Origin of the sequence: Salinigranum rubrum (genome assembly GCF_002906575.1) — an archaeon.
In the GTDB taxonomy this organism is placed as follows: Archaea; Halobacteriota; Halobacteria; order Halobacteriales; family Haloferacaceae; genus Salinigranum; species Salinigranum rubrum.
Genome location: NZ_CP026309.1, coordinates 589964 through 610059 on the forward strand (window position 1 = coordinate 589964; position 20096 = coordinate 610059).

General features: G+C 68.1%; 21 protein-coding genes. 17 read left to right on the forward strand and 4 right to left on the reverse strand.

Annotation, left to right across the window (positions count from 1 at the left end; genetic code table 11):
* Window positions 1-9 precede the first annotated feature (9 nt).
* The 7 genes from C2R22_RS02865 to yqeC all read left to right on the forward strand — a co-directional run bounded on the left by C2R22_RS02865 (window position 10) and on the right by yqeC (window position 6567).
* Complete coding sequence (locus tag C2R22_RS02865) at window positions 10-1296, forward strand: MGH1-like glycoside hydrolase domain-containing protein (protein WP_103424364.1); 1287 nt, start codon at window positions 10-12, stop codon at window positions 1294-1296.
* A gap of 168 nt (window positions 1297-1464) precedes the next feature.
* Window positions 1465-2115, forward strand: a complete 651-nt coding sequence (locus tag C2R22_RS02870) for a DUF7504 family protein (protein ID WP_162562355.1) — start codon at window positions 1465-1467, stop codon at window positions 2113-2115.
* 172 nt (window positions 2116-2287) lie between these two features.
* Window positions 2288-2845 (forward strand): DUF7504 family protein, encoded by a 558-nt coding sequence (locus tag C2R22_RS02875; protein WP_449329043.1) that lies wholly within the window; start codon window positions 2288-2290, stop codon window positions 2843-2845.
* A 39-nt stretch (window positions 2846-2884) separates the two neighbouring features.
* A complete protein-coding gene (locus C2R22_RS02880) occupies window positions 2885-3679 on the forward strand; it encodes a cob(I)yrinic acid a,c-diamide adenosyltransferase (protein WP_103424370.1) in 795 nt (264 codons plus the stop codon).
* Between the two features lie 91 nt (window positions 3680-3770).
* Window positions 3771-4076 carry a hypothetical protein gene (locus tag C2R22_RS02885; RefSeq protein ID WP_216824786.1) on the forward strand — a complete coding sequence of 102 codons (306 nt, stop codon included), beginning with the start codon at window positions 3771-3773 and terminating at the stop codon, window positions 4074-4076.
* 85 nt (window positions 4077-4161) lie between these two features.
* Window positions 4162-5736 (forward strand): cobyric acid synthase, encoded by a 1575-nt coding sequence (locus C2R22_RS02890; protein ID WP_103424372.1) that lies wholly within the window; start codon window positions 4162-4164, stop codon window positions 5734-5736.
* Between the two features lie 87 nt (window positions 5737-5823).
* On the forward strand, window positions 5824-6567 hold the full coding sequence (yqeC, locus tag C2R22_RS02895; protein ID WP_103424374.1) for a selenium cofactor biosynthesis protein YqeC: 744 nt from the start codon (window positions 5824-5826) through the stop codon (window positions 6565-6567).
* Window positions 6568-6588: 21 nt separating this feature from the next.
* Here the strand turns inward: yqeC and mobA are convergent, their stop codons facing one another.
* Window positions 6589-7209 (reverse strand): molybdenum cofactor guanylyltransferase, encoded by a 621-nt coding sequence (gene mobA / locus C2R22_RS02900; RefSeq protein WP_103424376.1) that lies wholly within the window; start codon window positions 7207-7209, stop codon window positions 6589-6591.
* A gap of 240 nt (window positions 7210-7449) precedes the next feature.
* Between mobA and C2R22_RS02905 the strand changes: the two genes are divergently transcribed.
* Complete coding sequence (locus C2R22_RS02905) at window positions 7450-8757, forward strand: methyl-accepting chemotaxis protein (RefSeq protein ID WP_103424378.1); 1308 nt, start codon at window positions 7450-7452, stop codon at window positions 8755-8757.
* Between the two features lie 215 nt (window positions 8758-8972).
* Window positions 8973-9101, forward strand: coding sequence for a hypothetical protein (locus C2R22_RS26830; protein ID WP_281259256.1), 129 nt, complete (start codon window positions 8973-8975; stop codon window positions 9099-9101).
* A gap of 11 nt (window positions 9102-9112) precedes the next feature.
* On the opposite strand, the gene C2R22_RS02910 is transcribed toward C2R22_RS26830, so the two are convergent.
* Both C2R22_RS02910 and C2R22_RS02915 read right to left on the reverse strand, forming a co-directional pair.
* Window positions 9113-9940 (reverse strand): TrmB family transcriptional regulator, encoded by an 828-nt coding sequence (locus C2R22_RS02910; protein ID WP_173862766.1) that lies wholly within the window; start codon window positions 9938-9940, stop codon window positions 9113-9115.
* 292 nt (window positions 9941-10232) lie between these two features.
* On the reverse strand, window positions 10233-10730 hold the full coding sequence (locus tag C2R22_RS02915) for an Lrp/AsnC family transcriptional regulator (protein WP_103424380.1): 498 nt from the start codon (window positions 10728-10730) through the stop codon (window positions 10233-10235).
* 369 nt (window positions 10731-11099) lie between these two features.
* On the opposite strand from C2R22_RS02915, the gene C2R22_RS02920 reads away from it, so the two are divergent.
* The 3 genes from C2R22_RS02920 (at window position 11100) to C2R22_RS02930 (ending at window position 12844) form a co-directional block, all read left to right on the forward strand.
* Window positions 11100-11411 (forward strand): transcriptional regulator, encoded by a 312-nt coding sequence (locus tag C2R22_RS02920; protein ID WP_103424382.1) that lies wholly within the window; start codon window positions 11100-11102, stop codon window positions 11409-11411.
* Window positions 11412-11492: 81 nt separating this feature from the next.
* On the forward strand, window positions 11493-12266 hold the full coding sequence (locus C2R22_RS02925; protein ID WP_103424384.1) for a nucleotide-binding protein: 774 nt from the start codon (window positions 11493-11495) through the stop codon (window positions 12264-12266).
* Window positions 12263-12844: a hypothetical protein gene (locus tag C2R22_RS02930; protein ID WP_103424386.1), complete on the forward strand. Its 582-nt coding sequence runs from the start codon at window positions 12263-12265 to the stop codon at window positions 12842-12844. Before C2R22_RS02925 ends, C2R22_RS02930 begins: the two co-directional genes overlap by 4 nt.
* 9 nt (window positions 12845-12853) lie before the next feature.
* Here the strand turns inward: C2R22_RS02930 and C2R22_RS02935 are convergent, their stop codons facing one another.
* A complete protein-coding gene (locus tag C2R22_RS02935) occupies window positions 12854-14506 on the reverse strand; it encodes an alkaline phosphatase D family protein (RefSeq protein ID WP_103424387.1) in 1653 nt (550 codons plus the stop codon).
* A 168-nt stretch (window positions 14507-14674) separates the two neighbouring features.
* Here C2R22_RS02935 and C2R22_RS02940 point away from each other — a divergent pair, with 168 nt between their 5' ends.
* From C2R22_RS02940 to C2R22_RS02960, 5 genes are all read left to right on the forward strand, one after another.
* Window positions 14675-15388, forward strand: a complete 714-nt coding sequence (locus tag C2R22_RS02940; protein WP_103424389.1) for a hypothetical protein — start codon at window positions 14675-14677, stop codon at window positions 15386-15388.
* Between the two features lie 248 nt (window positions 15389-15636).
* Window positions 15637-16296: a helix-turn-helix domain-containing protein gene (locus C2R22_RS02945; RefSeq protein WP_103424391.1), complete on the forward strand. Its 660-nt coding sequence runs from the start codon at window positions 15637-15639 to the stop codon at window positions 16294-16296.
* A gap of 93 nt (window positions 16297-16389) precedes the next feature.
* Window positions 16390-16959 (forward strand): hypothetical protein, encoded by a 570-nt coding sequence (locus C2R22_RS02950; RefSeq protein ID WP_103424393.1) that lies wholly within the window; start codon window positions 16390-16392, stop codon window positions 16957-16959.
* 367 nt (window positions 16960-17326) lie between these two features.
* Window positions 17327-18205: a UbiA family prenyltransferase gene (locus tag C2R22_RS02955; RefSeq protein WP_245902862.1), complete on the forward strand. Its 879-nt coding sequence runs from the start codon at window positions 17327-17329 to the stop codon at window positions 18203-18205.
* Between the two features lie 84 nt (window positions 18206-18289).
* Window positions 18290-20062: a histidine kinase N-terminal 7TM domain-containing protein gene (locus tag C2R22_RS02960; RefSeq protein ID WP_103424397.1), complete on the forward strand. Its 1773-nt coding sequence runs from the start codon at window positions 18290-18292 to the stop codon at window positions 20060-20062.
* Window positions 20063-20096: the final 34 nt, after the last annotated feature.

Genomic DNA, 20096 nt, shown 5'->3' on the forward strand with positions numbered 1-20096 from the left:
CTTCGTCTCATGACCGACCGCGCCGACGACGGGGAGCAGACTCGCGACGACCGACGGGCCGAGGCCATCGAGGTGCTCGAAGCGAACCGCCGCGACGGCTACACCGTCCCCTCAGAGACCCTGTACCCGTTCCAGTGGAACTGGGACTCGGCGTTCATCGCCGTCGGCCTCGCCGGCGTCGACCCCGCAGCGGCCGCGCGCGAGGTCGAGACGCTCCTCTCGGCGACGTGGCCGAACGGCCTGCTCCCGCAGATCGTCTTCTGGGCCGACGCAGAGGGCTACTTCCCCGGTCCCGACGAGTGGGACGCGGGGTTCGACGACGTCGAGACGAGCGGTATCTCCCAGCCGCCGGTCGTCGCGACCGCCGCGCGCCGCGTGTACGAGACGACCGGCGACGACGACTTTCGCGACAGGGTGCTCGACCCTCTGGACAGGCACCTCTCGTGGTGGCGACGCGAGCGCTCGACCGACGGCGTCGTCTACACCCGTCACCCCTGGGAGACGGGGATGGACGACTCGCCCGCGTGGCGCCTGCCTCTGGAACGGTTCGACCCCGGCGACGTCGCCTACGAGCGCGCCGACCGCAAGTCCGCGGAACTCGCCGACCAGCGACCGACCGACTGGGACTACGACCGTTACGTCGCGCTCCTCCGGCAGGGACGGGAGGCCGAGTGGGACGAATCGGTGCTGCGCGGGACGTGTCCGTTCCGCGTCGAGGACGTCCTCACGAACAGCGTGTACGTCCGGGCGTGTGAGGACCTCGCCGCGCTCTACGCGAGCGCCGGGGAAGACGCGTCCGCCGAGCGCTGGCGGGAACAGGCCGAGGAGACGCGGGAGGGAATGCGCGAGCGCCTCTGGTCGGACGACCTGGGGCTGTTCGTCTCCTACGACCGCGTCACCGACGAGCAGTTGCTCGAACCCACCGTCGCTGGACTCGTCCCCGTCTTCGGAGGGGTCCCCACCGCCGCACAGTTCGAGCGCCTCCACGAGACGCTCACGACCGACTTCTTCGCCTTCGAGTACGCCGCGCCGAGTTACGTCGGCGACGACTTCGCCCCCGACCGCTACTGGCGCGGCCCCGTCTGGATGAACACCAACTGGCTCCTCGAACGGGGCCTGCGACGGTACGACGCGACCGACGCGGCCGACCGGGTTCGCGCGGACAGCCTCGCACTCTGCGACCGGGAGGGCTTCCGCGAGTACTTCAATCCCCGGTCGGGCGCGGGTCGGGGGAGCGACGACTTCGCGTGGAGCGCGGCGCTGTACCTCGCGTGGACGGGCGAATCTCAACGCTGAGTTCCCGCGACGGCCGGACAGGGATACGACCGGACGCCGATAAACTCGACCGGGGTCCCGAACTATGGCCACATCGTCCGATATAACGGGCGATTGACTTCGAGCCGACCCCAAGATTGATACGGATTCGGTGAACCGATACGTTGATTTTCGTCCTCTATAATTAGAGTGTACTGGACTCCCGTGGACCACCTCGACATCCCGTCGGAGCCGTCGACCCTCTCTGCGGTCGTCGGTGACGCCACCAGCGCTCTTCTCGTTGGCCCGACCGGCGACGACCGGGTGACGGCGACGGCTGTGTCGTTCCTGGCGTCTCCCGAGCCGACGACGAACCACGTTCACTGGGCGACGATGCTCCGCTCCCCGGCGGACGCGGCCCGCACGTGGGCCGACCACGCGACCGCTCCGCCCGACTCGCTGACGCTCGTCGAGGTCGGCGAGACGCGACGGTCGTTCGGCGGGAACGGGGAGGTTGTCGACGGCGACGAGCCCTCGTACACGACGGCGCGCGTCGAGTCGCCGTCGGACCTGACGACCCTCGGGCTTCGGCTCACCGAGGGGCTCGCGTCGCCGTCGACGGGTCGACACCGGATCTGGTTCGAGTCGCTCTCGACGCTGCTGCAGTTCGTCCCGCCCGCGGACGCGTTCCGATTCGTCCACACCCTCACCGGACACCTCGCCGGGGCCGAGGCGGCGGTCTGGTTCCACCTCGACCCTGCGCTCCACGACCCGCGAGAGATACACACGTTCCTCTCCGTCTGTGACGCCCAGATACGGGTCGACGTCGGCGGCGACGAACTCGTCGTCGAGCGGCGCTGATCGCCGCTGGCCCCGCCCATTCATCATCGAATATATGAAATATTATCTATCCGATACTTTTAATACCACGTATCACTCACGATAAAGCGACCGTGGGAGGAGAGTACGAGGGGGACGAGAGCGGCACGCTGCCCTATCGAGTGACGTCCTCGACGGCCCCGCGAACGTCCTCCTGCTGGGGTCACCGATGGACTCGCGGACGCTCGAAACCGGCTTCTCGCTCCTCACCGGCGGCCACTCCGGGCGAAGCCGCGTCCTGTGGATCACGCTGCTCAACACCCCGCGCGAAGTCGTCGATATCTGGGACGACCACTGCCCGGCTCGTCCCGACCGGCTTCAGGTCGTCCTCGTCGGCGACGGACTCTCGGTCGCGGACACCGTCCCGGGTCCACACGTCGGCGTTCACACCGTCGACGACCCGGCCGACCTCACGACGCTGGGCGTGCGCGTGTTGAACGCGCTCTCGGCCGTCGAGGCGGACGACGAGGACGAGGCCGTCGACGTCTGCCTGCGGTTCGACTCGCTGACGCCGCTCTCTCAGTACGTCAGCCGAGAGGGACTCGGCCAGTTCCTCCACGTCCTGACGACCAGACTCGCCGACGCCGGCGTCCGTTCGCACTTCCACCTCGACCCGATGGCCCACGACAGCCAGACGGTCCACGCGCTCGGGTCCATCTTCGACACGCAGGTCCGTGTCGAGGACGACGGGGTCTCGCTGACCCACCGATGAGGGCCTGGCTTTTTGTTCCCGCGCCACCGAGCCTGGTCGATGAGCGACGGCGACGACCGCGCGGACGCGGGACGCACGGACGGGACCACCGGTGTAGATATCGATACGGATACCGGGCCTGACGATAGTGATTCAGGTTCGAAACGTGATAGTTCCCGGTCCCCGGGGGCGGTCCGTCGCAACACCCCGGGGGGAGGGGTCCGTCCCGGGGCACAGTCCATCACGCCCGACGCGCCCGAGGAGTTCGGCCTCGTCCAGGTCTGGTGGGGGAACGGCAAGGGGAAGACGACGGCCGCACTCGGCATGGCGGTCCGCGCCGCCGGTCACGGCTTCCGCGTCCACCTCCTCCAGTTCCTGAAAGGCGGCGCCGACTCCGTCGAGGCGGTCAGAGGCGAGTACAACGCCATCGCGGCCCTCCCGGGACTCAGTTACGAGAACCTCGGTCACTACGGGTGGGCCGGCATGGCCGACGGGAGCGACGACGCGGACCACGCGGCGCAGGTCGAGGCCGGCCTCGAACGGGCCCGCGAACTCGTCGACAGTGCGGCGGATGCGGACCTCTCGACCCCGTTCGACCTCGACTCACCTCCCGAGGACGGGGTCCACATGCTCGTACTCGACGAAGTGCTGTACGCCGTCTCGATGGATCTGCTCGCTCCCGACGACCTGCTCGAACTGGTCGAAGACGCGCCAGACGGCCTCGAACTCGTCCTCACGGGAAGTCACGACGAGCCGACCTACCTCCTCGACCACGCGGACCTCGTCACGGAGGTTCGAAAGTCGAAGCATCCGATGGACGACGGCCAGCGCGCGCGCCGCGGGGCGGAGTACTGAGGCGATCGACCGACTCACACGCCGGCTTCCTTTTGAATGGCCTGAGCGAACAAGCACCAGTAGTGTGGGGCTCGGGTCGTTCGGTGAAAATGTGACCTCTGATAATCCCGTCGAGCACGGCCGGTCTCTCGTCACCGTTCGACGAACGGTGAACGAGCACGGGACGATGACCGTCGAAGTACACGACTCGAACGAGTACCGGCAGGTCGTCGCGTTCGCCGCGGATCTGCGCGCCGTGTTCGCGAACCTCCCCACGGGGACGACCATCCCGGTCGAGATGGAGCGGCTCCACACCCGGGGGAACTGCTGGCGGGTGACGAGCGTCGGACCGACCGGTCGCGGCGGGAGCGAGACGGCCCGTCGACTCCCGGACTCGACTCCGCGCGCGACGCAGTAACGGTACGGTCCGACGCCGACGTCCGACTCTGTCGCCGACACGCGCGAGCGCCACGGCTTTGTAGTCCGAGAGCCCCCGGTCTCGTATGCCGACGCTCCTGGTCGCCGGCACCGCGAGCCACGTGGGGAAGTCGACCGTCGCGGCCGGTCTCTGTCGACTCCTCGCCGACCGCGGCGTCGACGTCGTCCCGTTCAAGGCGCAGAACATGAGCACGAACGCCCGCGCCGTCCCGCGTGCGACGGGCGACGGCTTCGGCGAAATCGGTATCTCCCAGTACGTCCAGGCCCGGGCCGCCCGCGTCTCCCCCACCACCGACCACAACCCCGTCCTCCTCAAGCCGCAGGGTGGCGGCGAGTCGCAGTTGCTCCTCCACGGCCGTGTCGCCGCGAGCGTCGCGGCCGGGCACTACTACGACGACCACTGGCACCGTGCCCGCGAGGCCGCCGCCACCGCCCACGCGCGACTCGCGGCGGCTCACGACCTCGTCGTCGCCGAGGGCGCCGGCTCTATCGCCGAGATCAACCTCCACCACCGCGACCTCGCCAACGTCGAGACGCCGCGGTTCGCCCGCGAGACGGACTCGGTGGCGATCGTCCTCGTCGCCGACATCGAACGCGGCGGGGTCTTCGCGTCCATCGTCGGCACGCTCGAACTCGTCCCCGACGACCTCCGGGAACTGATTCGTGGCGTCGTCATCACGAAGTTCCGCGGGGACGCCTCGCTGCTCGACTCCGGCATCGAAGCGGTGGAGTCCCGCACCGGTGTGCCCGTCCTCGGGGTCCTCCCGCACGACGACCCCGGCCTCCCCGAAGAGGACAGCGTCGCCGTTCCCCGTTCGGGGACCGTCCGAGGGGTCGACGAGAGCGACGGTGCGGACGCGGACGACGACGGCGTGCTCGTGGTCGTCCCGCGGCTCCCGCACATCGCCAACTACACCGACCTCGGCCCGCTCGAATCCCTCCCTGGCGTTCGGGTCGCCTACCGCGCGCTCGACGCGCCTCTCGACGACGCCGACGCGGTCGTCATCCCGGGCACGAAGAACTCCGTCGACGACCTGCTGGCGCTGCACGCACACGACTTCGGCGCTCGACTGGCTGTCTTCTCCGGCCCCGTCGTCGGCCTCTGCGGCGGCTACCAGCTCCTCGGCGAACGGCTCACGAACGCGGCGGTCGAGGGGACGGGCGACGACAGGGTGGTCGAGGGACTCGGCCTCCTCCCGGTCGAGACGCGCTTCTCCGATGAGAAACGGGTCGTCGAGACGAGTCTGCGGCTGGACGCCACCGAGGGGCCGCTGGCCGGCGTCAGCGACGTCGTCACGGGGTACGAAATCCACCAGGGCCGAACCCGGGCGACGGACGCGGTCGAGACTCCCTTCGCACCTCTCGACGGCGAGCCGACGGCGGCGCTCGGTGCCTCCCGGAGACGGGTGGTCGGCACGTATCTTCACGGTCTGTTCGAGAACCGCTCCGTGCGCGAGTCGTTCATAAATCCGCTCTTCGAAGCGAAGGGGAGCGAGTGGGTCGGTGAGGGTGACGCGGTCGGGACGGCGTACGACCGCGCGGCCCGACTCGTCTCGGGGATGAACGTCGACGCAGTGGTCGACGCGGTCGGTCTCGACGTCGCGGTCGACGACGCGGACCGAGGCCGCCGTCGCGGCTGAGGCTGTCGGCGTAAACCGAGGTCGGCGACGCGGACCGAGGCCGACCGAGCCCGTACCTTCTTCGGCCCGACATCACATTGTCCGGTGATGTCTCTCGCCTCGGTCCTCGCCGCGGACGACGGACAGTGTGTCGCGGCGGTCGGCGCCGGCGGCAAGAAGACGACGCTCTACCGCCTCGGTCGGCTTCTCGACTATGCCGTCGTGACGGCCACGGTTCGGATTCCGATCTTCGACGAACACGTCGGGGACGTCGTCGTCACTGCCGACCCCGTCTCGACGCTCCGCGCGCGTTCCGACGACGGGGACGTGTGGCCGCTCGGTCTCGTCCCCGAGCGCGAACGCGAGGACCGCTACCGCGGCTACGCTCCCCACACGGTCGACGGCATCGTGTCCGCCCACGACGGTCCCGTGCTGGTGAAAGCCGACGGCGCCCGGAACCGATTGCTCAAGGCGCCCGACGGACGCGAACCGCAGTTCCCCTCCCGCGTCGACACGGTTCTCCCGCTCGTCAGCGCGCGGGTCGTCGGCAAGCCCCTGTCCGACGAGTGGGTCCACCAGCCCGAACTGGTCTCCGACCTCGCGGGCGTGGCCCTCGGCGACGACATCGACGCCGCGGCCGTCGCGCGCGTCCTCGCCAGCCCCGCGGGTGGACTGAAGGGTGTCCCCGACGGCGCGGCCGTCGTCGCCGTGGTGAACATGGTCGACGACGACGCGCTTCGGGCCGTCGGCGGGAACATCGCCGCCGAGGCGCTCTCGCTCACCGACCGTCTCGACCGGGTCGTCCTCACCCAGCTAGTCGCCCCCGACCCCGTCGTCGAGGTGTTCGCGTGAGACGACGCGCCCGTCCCCCGATTACTCCTGGCCCCGGAGTCGCTCGTTCGCCGCGCGGAACTCCGACTCGGTGTTGAGGTTCTCGAAGGTGTCGCTCGCGGCGTGTGCGAACACCTCGTCTCCCCGGACGACGACGCGGTCCAGCGTCTCGATGGGCGTGAGGACCCGCGGTTCGCGTCCCTCGCTCGCGGCGAGTGCGTCGTCACAGGCGTCGGCCATCGCCGTGGCTCGGTACACCGCCTGCAGCGGTTCGTCGAACTCGCCCGGACGCGGAACCGCCGCGTCGTGACCCGCCGCCCGCTCGAAGAGGTACGCGAGGAAGTCGGGGTCGACGAACGGCATGTCGCAGGCGACGACGGCGGCGTACTCGGTCTCGACCGCGCGGAGGCCCGTCCGGATGCCGGCGACCGGGCCCCGGTCGGGGTCGGCGTCGACGGCGAACGTCGGGTCGGCCCCTGCGAGCGCGGCGTCGATGGCGTCGCGCTGGTCGGCTCGGCAGTTGACGACGAGTCGGTCGCAGGCGCGTGCGACCCGGTCGGCGACGCGACGAATCATCGGCATCCCGGCGAGGTCGGCGACGGCCTTGTCGCGGTCGCCGAAGCGCGTCGACCGACCGCCGGCGACGATGACTCCACTGCGCATGCGCGGTGTACCGTCTCCGGTGTCAAGAGACTACGGCTCCCCGTTCGTCCCTGGCACGGAGCGGGCCCGAACCGGTCCGTGGACGCACCGTGCGTGATTCTCGTTGTGATTTCCACGAAATACCAATTCGGATGATTCTTCTCACGGGTGAGAATTCATACCGGATAGTTACGCGGAGACGAATAAGCGGGTGTTCCGCGTGGACCCGGGTAGCACGACCTGACAGCGTGCGGTCCGAAGATGAGATTCACGCCACACGTCTCGATGCTCTCGACGATGGGGCAGCGGGACACGACGGACGACAGGAACGACCGGCCGAACACGGAGGGGACGGCCGAGGCAGCAGCCATAGCGGACGAGCGCACGGCGGCGCTCGAAGCGTACCAGCGGGAGGTGCTCGACGACCTTCAGCGCAAGGTCACCCGCCTCGCCGACGGCGACCTCACGGTCACGGCCGACGTCCCTAAGCCGCCGGCCGACTACCCGGAACTCCAGACGGCCTACGAGGAGTTCAACCAACTCTCGACGAACCTCACCCGCGCGACGACGAACATCCGCGCGGTCGTCGACGAGGCGACGGACGTCTCCGACGACCTCGCCGACACCAGCCAGGAGGTCAGCGCCTCGACCGAGGAAGTGACTTCGGCAGTCGAGTCGATCGAGTCGTCGACCGCGGAGGTGGCCAGCGGCTCCGAACGACTGGCCACACAGACGCAGACGGCGAGTCAGAACGTCGACGACCTCTCCGCGTCGATTCAGCAGATAACCGCCTCGACGCAGGAGATTCGCGCACGCTCGGAGGAGGCGACGGCGCTCGTCGAGGGCGGCACCGACGACACCCGGCGCGCGCTCGACCGGATCCGCGCGGCGACGCAGGCCTCCCGTGACGTCGCCCAGGAGATGGACGCCCTGGAGGAGCGGATGACCGAGGTCAACAACATCGTCGACCTCATCGTCTCCATCGCGGACCAGACGAACCTGCTGGCGCTCAACGCCAACATCGAGGCCGCCCGCGCGGGCGACGCGGGCGAGGGGTTCGGCGTCGTCGCCGACGAGGTGAAGTCGCTCGCGCGCGAATCACAGGACTCCGCCGACGACATCGCGGACATCATCACGGAACTACAGACCCAGTCGGAGGAGGTCGTCGGGAGCATCCGGAGCGCCAACACCGAGGTCGAAGAGGGTGCCGACGCGGTCGAGGACGTCGTCTCGACGCTCACCGAGATCCGCGAGCGGGTCGAACAGACCGACCGCGGCGTCGGGGAGATATCCGACGCGGTCGAGACGCAGGCGCACAACACCGAGCGGGTCTCGACCGTCGTCGAGGAGTCGTCGGCGCTCGCCGAGGAGATGAGCGCCTCGGTCCAGCAGGTGTCGGCCAGCGTCGACGAGCAGGCGACGGCGATGGAACAGATTTCGGACACTGCGCTCCGACTGAGTTCGCGCGGCGAGTGTCTCCACGAACTGGTCGACGCGTTCCGCGTCGAGGAAGACGAGTCCGCCGCGCTCGACGAACTGACCGACGACCTCGACGAGCTTTCGGCCTGAGTCGCTCCCGCTTCACTCTTCTCCGTCTTCGGTCTCCCCACGTTCCCTCCGCCGCTCGTCCGCGCGATACTGTCGGAGTACAGTTCCTTCAATATTGGGCGATTATATATTTGTCGAGTATTCTGTTGGTAACACGTTCGAAAACCCCGCGTCTAGTTATCCAAACCGGTATTTTGGAGCAGAGATTTATATACCAGATGCGACTCACTCTCGGTATGGACACTCACACCCTCCCCGCTCCGACCCCGAGCGTCGTTCGACGTCACCTGGAGGCCGCACTGGCCGAGTCGACCGAACCGGAGGTCCGATTTCACCTCCGACAGGCGCTCCAGCTAGTCGCGTAACGACGTCGCTGTCACGAGGACTTCCCGTGGTCGCGGTTCTGGTTCAGTCCGGTCGCCATCAGCCGACGGGTGATGACCACGACTCCGTTGTCGAACCCGCGTCCGAACACCGCACTTTCCGTCACGGTGTCGTTGGCCGTACTGTGACTCGAACTGATCAGAATCGTCCGTCGGTCCACCAGCAACAGTCGGCTGATGGTCGTGGTGTCGTCGGAGTCGTTGGGGACGCTTTCGAGCCACTCCAGCCCGGAGGTGAACACCTCGACCCCCGACAGTTTCTCTCGCATCTCGTCCCGAAGTTGATCCGTCACGGCCCCCACGACGACGTTAGTACCCTCAGCCGCCGCCGCGTTCAACTGCGCCGCGAGGTTGTCGGTGAACGCTTCCGCTCGACCGACGACCAGGACGACCTCCTCGTCGGCCGATTCGATGAGTTCGTTCGTCCGGCTCTCGATGGCCGTCGCCCCGGAGAGAGACCACACCTCGTGGGTGATTTCTTCTTCCCTGTCCAGCGGGAGCGAGTCGAGGTTTTCGAGCACGCTCGTCAACTCCTGGGCTCGCGACTCGTACTCCTGTCGGAGGAGTGCGACTGCCTCGCTTATGGGTGCTGCGCGGAACTGCTGGGGGTTCGTGTGCTGCGTCTCGACGAGGCCTTTCGCCTCCAGCACCCGAATAGCGTCGTACACCCGGGTCCGTGGCACGTCCGACGCCTGGCTTATGGTCTTCGCTGTCTCCTTCGGGAGCCGTGACAGCGCGACGAAACACTTCGCCTCGTACTCTTTGAATCCTAACTGTTGAAGCAACTCTACGGCCCGCTGTTGACTAGGTCGTTCTTTCATGGGTCCCAACCATAATACCGGGAACGCCGGTACCGTCTCTCCCGTTTAGGGGCCGGTCACAAGTCAGTTCCTGTGTCACGACTCGGCCTGCAAGTCCGGGAGTCCGTTCCATACGACGGAGAGGAGTGCGAGGAACATGAACTATTCTTGTCGCTCGCTAACCATATTGCGCATTCCGCAGTATAACGGGGTGCTCGATGCGGTTTGTCGGTCCACCGCATGTGTAGAATGCGCAAAATAAGCACAAAATTCTGCGTTTTCAACAACTCCCCTGAGTCTGTTCTTTTGGATGCTACGACGAGTCCTCGGCTTCCTCCCCAGTGTCGGCCCCGCTGAAGTGGAAGTGGTTGAACGGCTGTGCCTGCCGCTGTCTGACGAGTTCCGAACTCTCGATTTCGAGCCCCAGCGCGTGAATCGCGTCGGTGATACGGGTGATGTCGCTCGTGCTCGTCCCGACGACCTCGATGTGGATGTTTCGTCGGCCGGTCATCATCTCCCGCATGTCGATGACGCCTTGCACCTCCATCGCCTCCTTGGCGAGTTCGGTCCGCCTCTTGGCGGGGGCCGTACAGATGAAGAGGACTCGAAGGGGGAGACTCGCCGCCTCGTAGTCGATCTCGGGATGGTAGCCCTCGATGATGCCGTCCGCCTCGAGTTGGTCGATCCGGTTCCGCACGGTGCTCGGTGACACCCCGACGGTGTCCGAGATCTCCTGTGCCGTCGTGCTCCGGGCCTCACGCTGCAGGAGATACAGGATGCCCCTGTCCACCTCGTCCAATTCGCGGGCCATGCGACCTAGATACCGACCGATACATATGAAAACCGCGTGTCACGGTCCCGAAGGCTGTCGGCGGTCGATTCCAAATCGTTCACCCGGATAATCGTAACAGATTACCCAGGGGATGTCGTAGGAGCAGGTGGTGCGGAGTTCGGACGGGTCCCAACCAACCGTTACTCCGCGCCACTTCCCCTCTCCGGTTTATCGGTTCCAGGCGAGAGCGCTCCCTCCTCGGGCGGCCACACAGTGTTGTCACTCGGTTTCTCACACGTAGAGAAATCCGGAAAACCGGACGGGGTTATTAGTGCTGCTGACATGCTGTCGCTTTGGGGGGAAGAGCCTCTGACGTCGGACGAGCAGTCGACGACGAGGGGGTAGTCTATGACGTTAGACGAGCAGTTCAGCGCACTGGCTGACGAGTATCGGAGACAGCTTCTGGTTTCACTGGAGACGAAGTCGACGCGGCCTGCACGCCTTCTTTCATCGACCGAGGCCGGTTCTCACGGACCCGAGTTCGAGGACCTCCTTCTCCGTCACGTTCACCTCCCGAAGTTGGTCGCCCACGGCTACATCGACTGGAACGAGGAGACGTGGCAGGTGACACGCGGACCGAAGTTCGAAGAACTCCGGCCGTTACTCCGCGTGCTCCTGGCCAACTGGTCCACGTTCTCCGAGGTCGAACTGGGAGACTAGGGCCTTCCCCCTCGGAACGCTGACTCTCGCCTCCGAGAACTGCCACCGAACCCTTATACCCCGTACTCTCGCAGCACAGCCATGGTAGAGGCATTCGCCGTCGCCAGCGGGAAGGGGGGAACCGGCAAGACGACGAGCACCCTCGCCCTGGGGATGGCGCTCGCGGAGACGTACGACGTCACCGTGGTCGATGCCGACACGGGGATGGCGAACCTGCTCTTCCACGCCGGCCTCGACGACGTCGACGTCACCCTCCACGACCTCCTCGTCGAGGAGACGGCCACGGGGGTCGAGGAGGCGACCTACGAACGCTTCGGGATGCGGGTCGTTCCGTGTGGGACGAGCCTCGCGGCGTTCGAGCGCGCCGAACCCGCCCTTCTCAGGGAGGTCGTCGCCGACCTCGCGGCCGACGCCGACGTGCTCCTCTTGGACTCGCCGGCCGCGCTCGACTCGAAGTCGGCCATCCTCCCTATCGTCCTCGCCGACCGGGTCGTCGTCGTCCTCCAGCCGACCATTCCGGCGCTCTCGGACGGCATCAAGGCTCAGGAGTACGCTCGGACCTACGGCGCGGAGACCGCGGGCGTGATCTTCAACCGGGTCCGCGACGACGAGGAGACCGAGACCATCGCCCGGCAGGCCGAGCGGTACTTCGGCGGCGAGACGCTCGCGATGGTGCCCGAGAGCGACCTCGTTCGCGCGGCCCGCCGCGCGGGCGAACCCCTCCTGGCACACGCGCCCGACTCGGCGGCCGCGGCGGCGTACCGGGAGGCGGCACGCCGACTCGACGTCCGCCCGGGCAGCAGCGAAGACGTCGCCGACCGCTTCCGGAGCGCCGTCATCCCCGAGCGACTATGAACGTTCCCCGGGGGCGACTCGTTCGGTCCCGCGTGGTCGACGAACCGGGGACGGTCCTCGAAGCGGCACTCGACGACGCCCTGACCGGGTACGCCGTCTTCGAGCCGCAGGACGCCCTGCTGTTCGACGACGGTGCCCGCTGTGTCGTCACGTTCGAGACGGGGGTGCCCGTCCTCGTCTACGACGCGGCGACCGACCGGGGCGGCCCCGACGCGCTCGCCGAGATGGCCTCTCCCGGCCCCTCGCGCGTCGAACTCTACGAACTCTCGGCACGGGAGGTCTCGGACCTCCACGACCAGCGGACGTGTCGGGTTCCGCCCGCGATGCCCGCGGAACGCCTCGCCGGCGACCCGGACCTCGCCGCGCGAACGCGCGAGGCCGCGCCCGACGAGCGTCTGGACGACGCCCCCGCGGGGAGCGCCGTCGAGGCGTTCCTCGCCGACGAGGCGAAGATCGAAGCCATCCGCGAACAGGCCCGCGAGGAGGCACAGCGTCGTGCCACGGAGTGGGGGCTCTCCGACGCGCTCGACGACCCTCCCTCCGAACCCGATGGCGACGCCGAGATTCGAGGGTCGTGAGAGCCTCCGTCAAGAGACCCGAATCTCGTAGCGGTCGGCCGGCACCGCGAACCGGACCAGTTCCCGTTTCGACCCCGGGGCGTCGGCGTGCTTGTCGACCGCGTAGGTCGTGAACGTACACGTCTCCGGGGTGAACTCGACGACGGAGTAGCCCCAGTGGTGGCTGTCGAACGCGGGGATGTGGGGGTTCATCGACCGGACGGCCCGCGAGAGCAGTCGGCGCGTCGGCGGGTCGAGAACCGTCCCGCTCACGCCGACCGCCTCGGCGACGTTGACGCTCGTGACCGCGGGCGTCATGAACTCGACGCCCACCCGGGTCGGTTCGCCCCCGTCTCCGAGTTCGGGGTAGGCGGTCTGCTGGTAGCCCGCCAGCGACGAGTGCATGTCGCCCGTCAGCGTCACCACGCCCGTGTCCCGGGCCGCCGCGAGCGCCCCGTACACCTCGTCGCGCTCGGCGGCGTAGCCGTCCCACGAGTCCCCGTTCGGGTAGATAGAGAGCGGTCCCACCCCGACCCGGAGGGGGAGCGAGAGGACGGCGTTGGCCCACGCGAACCAGGTCGCCTCGGACCCCTCGATACGGTCGGTGAACCACGCCAACTGTTCGTCGCCGAGCATCGTCCGGGTCGGGTCGGGGTCCCGTCGCAGGTCGACGTTGACGCCGAAGAGGTACCGCCCCCCGGGTCGACTCCGGAAGAGGCGCTGGTCGGTCAGGGTGAGCTCTGCGAGGTCACCGAACCGGACGGCGCGGTACAGCCGAAAGGAGTCGTGGATGTGTTCGGTGTCGGGGTCGTAGCTGATCCGCGCGGGGAGGTACTCGTACCACGCGCGGATGCCGGCCCGTGTCAGGTCGCGCATGAACGCGGGGTCGTCGCCACGGGGGTGGCCCGGGGCGGCCGGCGCGTTCACCTGGTAGTCCCAGTAGCGGTTGTTGGCGACGCCGTGGTCGTCCCAGCCGGCGACGACGGTGTGGCGTTCGAGCGCCCGCTGGAAGAAGCGGTCGCTCCGGTACCGCCGGTAGATGTGCCGGAAGTCCGCGAGCGACCACGCGCGGTCCTCGCCGCTGGGGAGCGTCATCTCGCGGCCGGGGTATTTTCGGCTCCCGAGCCCGGTGTACAGTCGGTCCGCGGACTCGTAGATGAGGTCGCCGAGGTGGAGGAGGAAGTCCACCTCCTCGTCGGCGACGTGGTCGAACGCGCCGTAGTAGCCGTTCTCGAAGTCCTGACACGACACCACGGCCAGTCGGATGGAGTCGGGCGTCGCGTCCGGAACGGGGAGGGTCCGACACCGACCCACCGGCGAGGCGACGTCTCGGTAGACGAACCGGTACGCGTAGGCTGTATCGGGCGCGAGCCCCTCGTCGAGGTCGACGCGCACGGTGTAGTCGTACTCGGGGCCGACGCGCTCGGCGGGGACGAGCCCCTGCACCACGCGCTCTTCGAAGTCGTCGTCCGTCGCAACCTCGACGGCGAGCGGTTCGCTCTCGACGACGGCCGCCGGCGCGATGCGCGTCCAGAGCACCACGCCCGTGGGCGTCGGGCCGCCGCTGGCGACCGACTGGGGGAACGTCTCGCGTGGGCGACGGGCGGCGTCGAACGTGCAGTCGGCCGCGCTGGCGAGGTCGAGCGCCGCGTATGTCACGTCCGGGCGTGCCTCGCCCGCCATCAGTAGCGAGTACTCCCCGCGACACGATGTCGAGTCCCGAACATGTAGTGGCCTCCAACGCCGCCGGGCAAAGCCGTTGCGGCAAGGACCGTCGAACAGTCGACGATGGTGTGAGACGCGCCGACGGCGGACCGTCGGGCTTTACCCCTCGCCCTCCGACGGGAGAGCGTGTCACTGCTGCGCCTGTTCGGACTGTTCCGTCCCGACCACTTCGCCGACTGGTACCGCATCGGTGCCGAGTACGTGCTCACCGTCTCCGAGGGGATGGGGTTCAGTGTCGGTGACTTCCCGCTCCGTGCGGAGGAGGCGACGGCGGCCCTTCGGTCGAACCGGACCGACGTGCCACCCGAAATCGCGCGCTCTATCGCCGCCGACCTCCTCGCCGATGCGACGTTCTCCGCGCCCTATCTGGAGTGGATGCCGCTGTGGTACGAACTCGCCCTCGTCGGCCCGGTGAGTTACGCCGAGTTCCGCCTCCGTCGCGTCGCCCGCCGGTACACCCGCGACCTGTCCCACGTCACCGTCCCGCGCTTTTCCCGCCCGCACGACGTCCTCGTGGACGGTCGGCCCGCGGTGTCGTACGTCTCGGGCTTCGCCCGCCGGTTCGTCCTCGCCGACGCCGTCCTCCACCTGGAGTGGTACGTCCACGTCGCCCGCGAGTCCGGCATCCACGTCCCGAGCGGGTTCGTCGAGCGCGCCCGCGAGGAGACGGTCGCGTACTACACCGGCAACGGCGACCTCTCCGACGACGTCCGTCACTTCCAGCGACTGCTCTTCGCCGACGACGAGTGGGTCCGCGACATCGACGACGCCTACGACCTCGACAGCACCCTGTTCGGTCTCTGGGAGCGTCTGCTCGCGCGCGAGCGCGAACGACTCTGAGCGCGTCGTCACTGGTGCCTGATAGACCATGCAGCACGTTGAGGGAGGTGCCGGTTCTCTCTCCGCTGACCCCACTCGGGTGCTGGGGAAGTACCGTGCCGGGGAGGGGATCACGCGGCTGTCGCCGTTGACGCGACGCACCGGCGCTTCCTCGCCAACGGCTCGTTTCGGGGTCACTTTCCTCTCGACCGCGCACATACGCATGTGGTATATATTCGCTGAGCGACGATATACCGAGGACTGAACGAATGAGCGTCATCACCGAACTGCGGGTCGCCCCCGACGAGTTCGAACTGGGGCGGCTGATGAACCTAAGCGACCACACGACGGTCGTGCTCGAACGAATGGTGCCTCTGGGACAGACGCCCGTCCCGTTCTTCCGCGTTCGCGACGCGGACCGGGACACGTTCGAGGGGACCCTCCAGCGACACCCTTCGGTGGAGACTCTCACCAGACTCCACCGCCAGGACGGCGAGACGCTGTACGCGCTGGAGTGGATTGCCTCTCGGGACCGGTTCTTCAGTGCGATGACAGAGACCGGCGCACAGCTCGTGAGCGCCACCGGCACCCCCGACAGTTGGACGTTCGAACTCCGGTTTCCCTCCCACGAGGCGCTGTCGCGGTTCCACGAGTACTGTGAAGAAGCTGACATTCCCATCACGGTCGACCGCATTTACAGCCCCACCACACCGGGGATGGGACCGTGGTTCGGGCTCACCCCCGAACAGCGAACGACGCTCGTCAGCGCGGTCCGTGGGGGCTACTACGACATCCCCCGTCGGATGTCGACGCAGGACCTCGCCGACGAGTTCGGCATCTCCGACCAGGCGATCACCGAACGCCTCCGCCGCGGCATCGCCAGCCTCGTGGAGCACACGCTCTTGCCGACGGACACGGTCGAGGAGTGACCGTCGAATGCCATGGTGTGTCATGCTCCGCTCGGCTTCGCGGTTCCCCGCCGAGAAAACGTCATATGGTTTCGGCGCTTACGCTAGGAGGTTATGACTGACCGAGTCGACCGTCTCAGAGACATCTACTCTCGCCTCGGCGGTACCTCCGAGTTCACCGAACCACAGCAGCAGCCCCGGGGGGCCGTCCGCTCCGATGCCGCCGTCGACCGGGACGTCCGTGCGGTCATCGACGAACTGCGCGCGGAGAGCGACTTCCGCACGACGCTCTCGGCCGACGACCTCGTTGCGGTCGTTCGCGGCTTCCACGCGGGGCGGTCCGACGCCGCCCTCGCCGACGCGCTCGGCGTCTCGGCGGGCACGGTCTTCCGGGCGCGGATGAACCTCCACCTCTTCTCCCCGGCGGACGCCCCGCCCGAACTCGACCCGCTCGTCCGGCGACTCCGCGAGGGGGAGTCGGTCGAAGCCGTCGCGGCCGACGCGCCTCGCGCTGCCGTCGAGCGCCTCGCGCGTCTCCTGCGGGCGCGTGAGGCGGCCCGACGCGTGAACTACCGCTACGCGACGGAGTTCGCCGACCTGCTCGACGCCGACGCGGCCGACCACGAACTCGACCGACAGATCTGGGACGACCGTCGCGCGCTCGTCGACGCCCACGACGACTGAGACGGCGCGCGGTCACCGCATCCCGGTCGAGCGTGCGGACGGGACACGGTCACTCCGGGAGCGACAGCAGTCCGCCCGACACCGCCGGTCCCGCGCTGGTCTCCGACATCCGGACTCGACGCGTGTCGCGGCCCCGCCGACAGACCGAGGTCGTCGCTCCACCCGCCGGTGACCGCTCGACCGCGTCACCCGCGTGTCTAGTTCTCATCGTCCGGAATTTCGCGTCAACTCCCTTGTCTCCCGACTCACGAGATGCCAGCGGCGGTGGGGCCGGCACGAGCGTCGGTTCCATCGCCGAACCGACATGGCAAACGACGCCCAACCACAGTCCACGGGGACTGAATCGATCGACTCGTTGTATCGAACCTTGAGTACGTGGGTTACGACCCACGCCACCCGCGCCGGGCGCGCGTCGGTGTACAGTTCGGCGTACATCACGCTCATCGCGATGACCGAAGTCGTCATCGCAACGGTGTTGCTGTCGCTTCCGCTGACGCTCGCCCCGGTCGTGGTCGGACTCGTCACCTTCGCGGTGTACACGGGGGACCGACTCGCCGACGCGGACGACGACGAGGTGTCGAACCCGCGGCAGGCCGCCTTCGTGCGCCGGCACGGTGACGTGCTGTACGTGCTGGTCGCCGCGTCGTACGCCCTCGCGGTCACCCTCTCGCTGCTCGGCGGCCCGGTCGCGTTCGGCATCACGCTGTTGCCGGGCGCCTTCTGGGTGCTCTACGCCTCCGACTGGGTTCCCGACGTGGGCCTGCGCGTCAGCCGGCTGAAGCAGGTGCTCGTCGTCAACTCCGCCGTCGTCGCCCTCGCGTGGGCGGTGACGCTGACGTTCATGCCGCTCGCCTTCGCCGACGCCCCGGTGACGTCGGTGACGGCAGTCGTCTTCACCTACTTCTTCCTCCGGTCGTTCGTCGACACGGAGATTCCGAACGTGCGCGACGTCGAGGCGGACCGGCGAACGGACGTCGCGACGTTACCCGTCGTCCTCGGCGTGTCCGGGACGCGGCGCGCGCTGTACGGGGTCGACCTCGGCACGCTCGCGCTCGTCGGCTACGCGACCGTTGCGGGGGTGCTGTCGCTTCCGCTGTCGACCGCACTCGTCGCTGGGCTGTTCTACTCGTTCGGCATCGTCTCGTTCGTCGGCCGGTTCGAAGACGAGAAGCTGCTGGCGAGGCTCCCCGAGTGCGAGTACGTGTTCGTCGCGGTGACGCTGCTCCCGTTCGTGTTCACGGGCTGACCCGGCGCAACCTGTCCCACATTTTCTCGTTTGATATTTTCCGGGTCGGTTTAATACAGACGGGGTTACTCGTCTCGTGTAGACGTGTCGCCGACCAGCCTCCTGACAGCGGTGTCGTTGCTCACCGTCTTCGTCGGGACGACTGCCGCGTTTCTCGCGTGGCGAGAGCGGCCGGAACCGGGTGCGACAGCGCTCACCGCGCTCCTCGCCGGTCAGTGCTGGTGGTCCGTGTTCTTCGTCTTCGAGATTCAGGCGGCGACGCTCGCGGGCAAGGTGCTCTGGTCGGACGTCCAGTGGCTCGGCGTGGTCGTCATCCCCGTCGCCTGGCTGGTGTTCGCGCTCGAGTACACGGGCCACGACCGGTACGTCACCCGCCAGTCGCTCGCCGCGCTCGCTGTCGTTCCCGCGCTCACGGTCGTTTTCGCCGCCACGGACGACTTCCACTCGATCCTGTACCTCGACTCGTCGCTCGTCGTCGAGGCCGGTTTTCCGGTGCTCGACCGGACGCCGGGCGTGTGGTACTGGGTCATCGCGGGGTACACGTACCTCCTCGGCCTGCTGGGTTCGATCCCGCTCCTCCGGTTCGTCCGGAGCGACGCGCTCGCCTTCCGGTGTCAGAGCGTCGCCCTCCTCGTCGGAACGGTCGCGCCGTGGGCGAGCAACGTGCTGTTTCTCACCGGGGGGAGTCCGCTTCCCGGACTCGACCCGACGCCCATCGCCTTCGCTGTCTCGGGTGTCGCGTACCTCGGTGCGCTCACGCGCTTTCGGCTCCTCGGCACGAGTCCGTCGCCCAACCGGCGCGCCCGCCGACTCGTCTTCGAGCGGATGCACGAGCGGGCCGTCGTCGTCGACAGCCACGACTACGTGGTCGACCTGAACGAGAGCGCCGCTGCCGCGCTCGGGGTCTCCCCGCGCGAGGCGCTCGGCCGACCCGCTACGTCGATAATCCCGCGGTACGGCGACCTCCCGGCGGACGGGTCGATGGGCGAGCATCTCACCCTCCCGGGCGACGACCACGAGACGCCGTACGACGTCACGGCGACGCGTATCACCGACTCTCACGGGCGCACCGTCGGACGGGTCATCACCTTCCACGACATCGGTGACTACCTGCGCCAACAGCAGCGGCTGGAGGTGTTGAACCGCGTCCTCCGGCACAACATCCGCAACGAGACGAACCTCATCTACGGCTACGCCGACCTGCTCGGCGACGACGGGACGCACGCCGAGGCCGAAATCATCAAACGCCGCGCGCTGAGTATCGACGAGATGAGCGCGAAGGCGCGGCAGATACTCGACGCCTTCGAGCGGTCGCACCTGCCAACGGACTCCGCACCCCTCGCAGTCCTCCTCCGTGACACGGTCTCCGCGGCGCGGACCGAGTTCCCCTCGGTCACGCTCGCGTGTCAGCCGGTTCCGCACGACGTCTTCGTCTCGTCCGGACTCGGCCTCGTCTTCTGGAACGTCATCGAGAACGCCGCCGAACACAACACCGACGACGACCCGCACGTGTGGGTCGAGACCGAATTCGACGACGATACCGTACGGGTGATCGTCACCGACGACGGCCCCACCATCGACGAGTACGAGCGCTCCGTCCTCGAACGCGGGACCGAAACCCCGCTGCAACACGGGAGCGGCCTCGGCCTCTGGCTCATCACCTGGGGGACGCAGATCGCCGGCGGGGAGGTGACGTTCGCGGAGAACGACCCGACCGGCTCGGTCGTCACCGTCGAGGTGCCGCGGCTCCCGGCGCGGGAGTGGCCCGCCGAACGAGTTGCGTGGGACGCGGACCGGGACGCCGAGACGGGTCCGTCACCGCCTTACCCGGTCGACGGTCGTGTCGTCGACCGGTGAGTGGACCGACTCACCGAGGGCGACTTCCGGACGA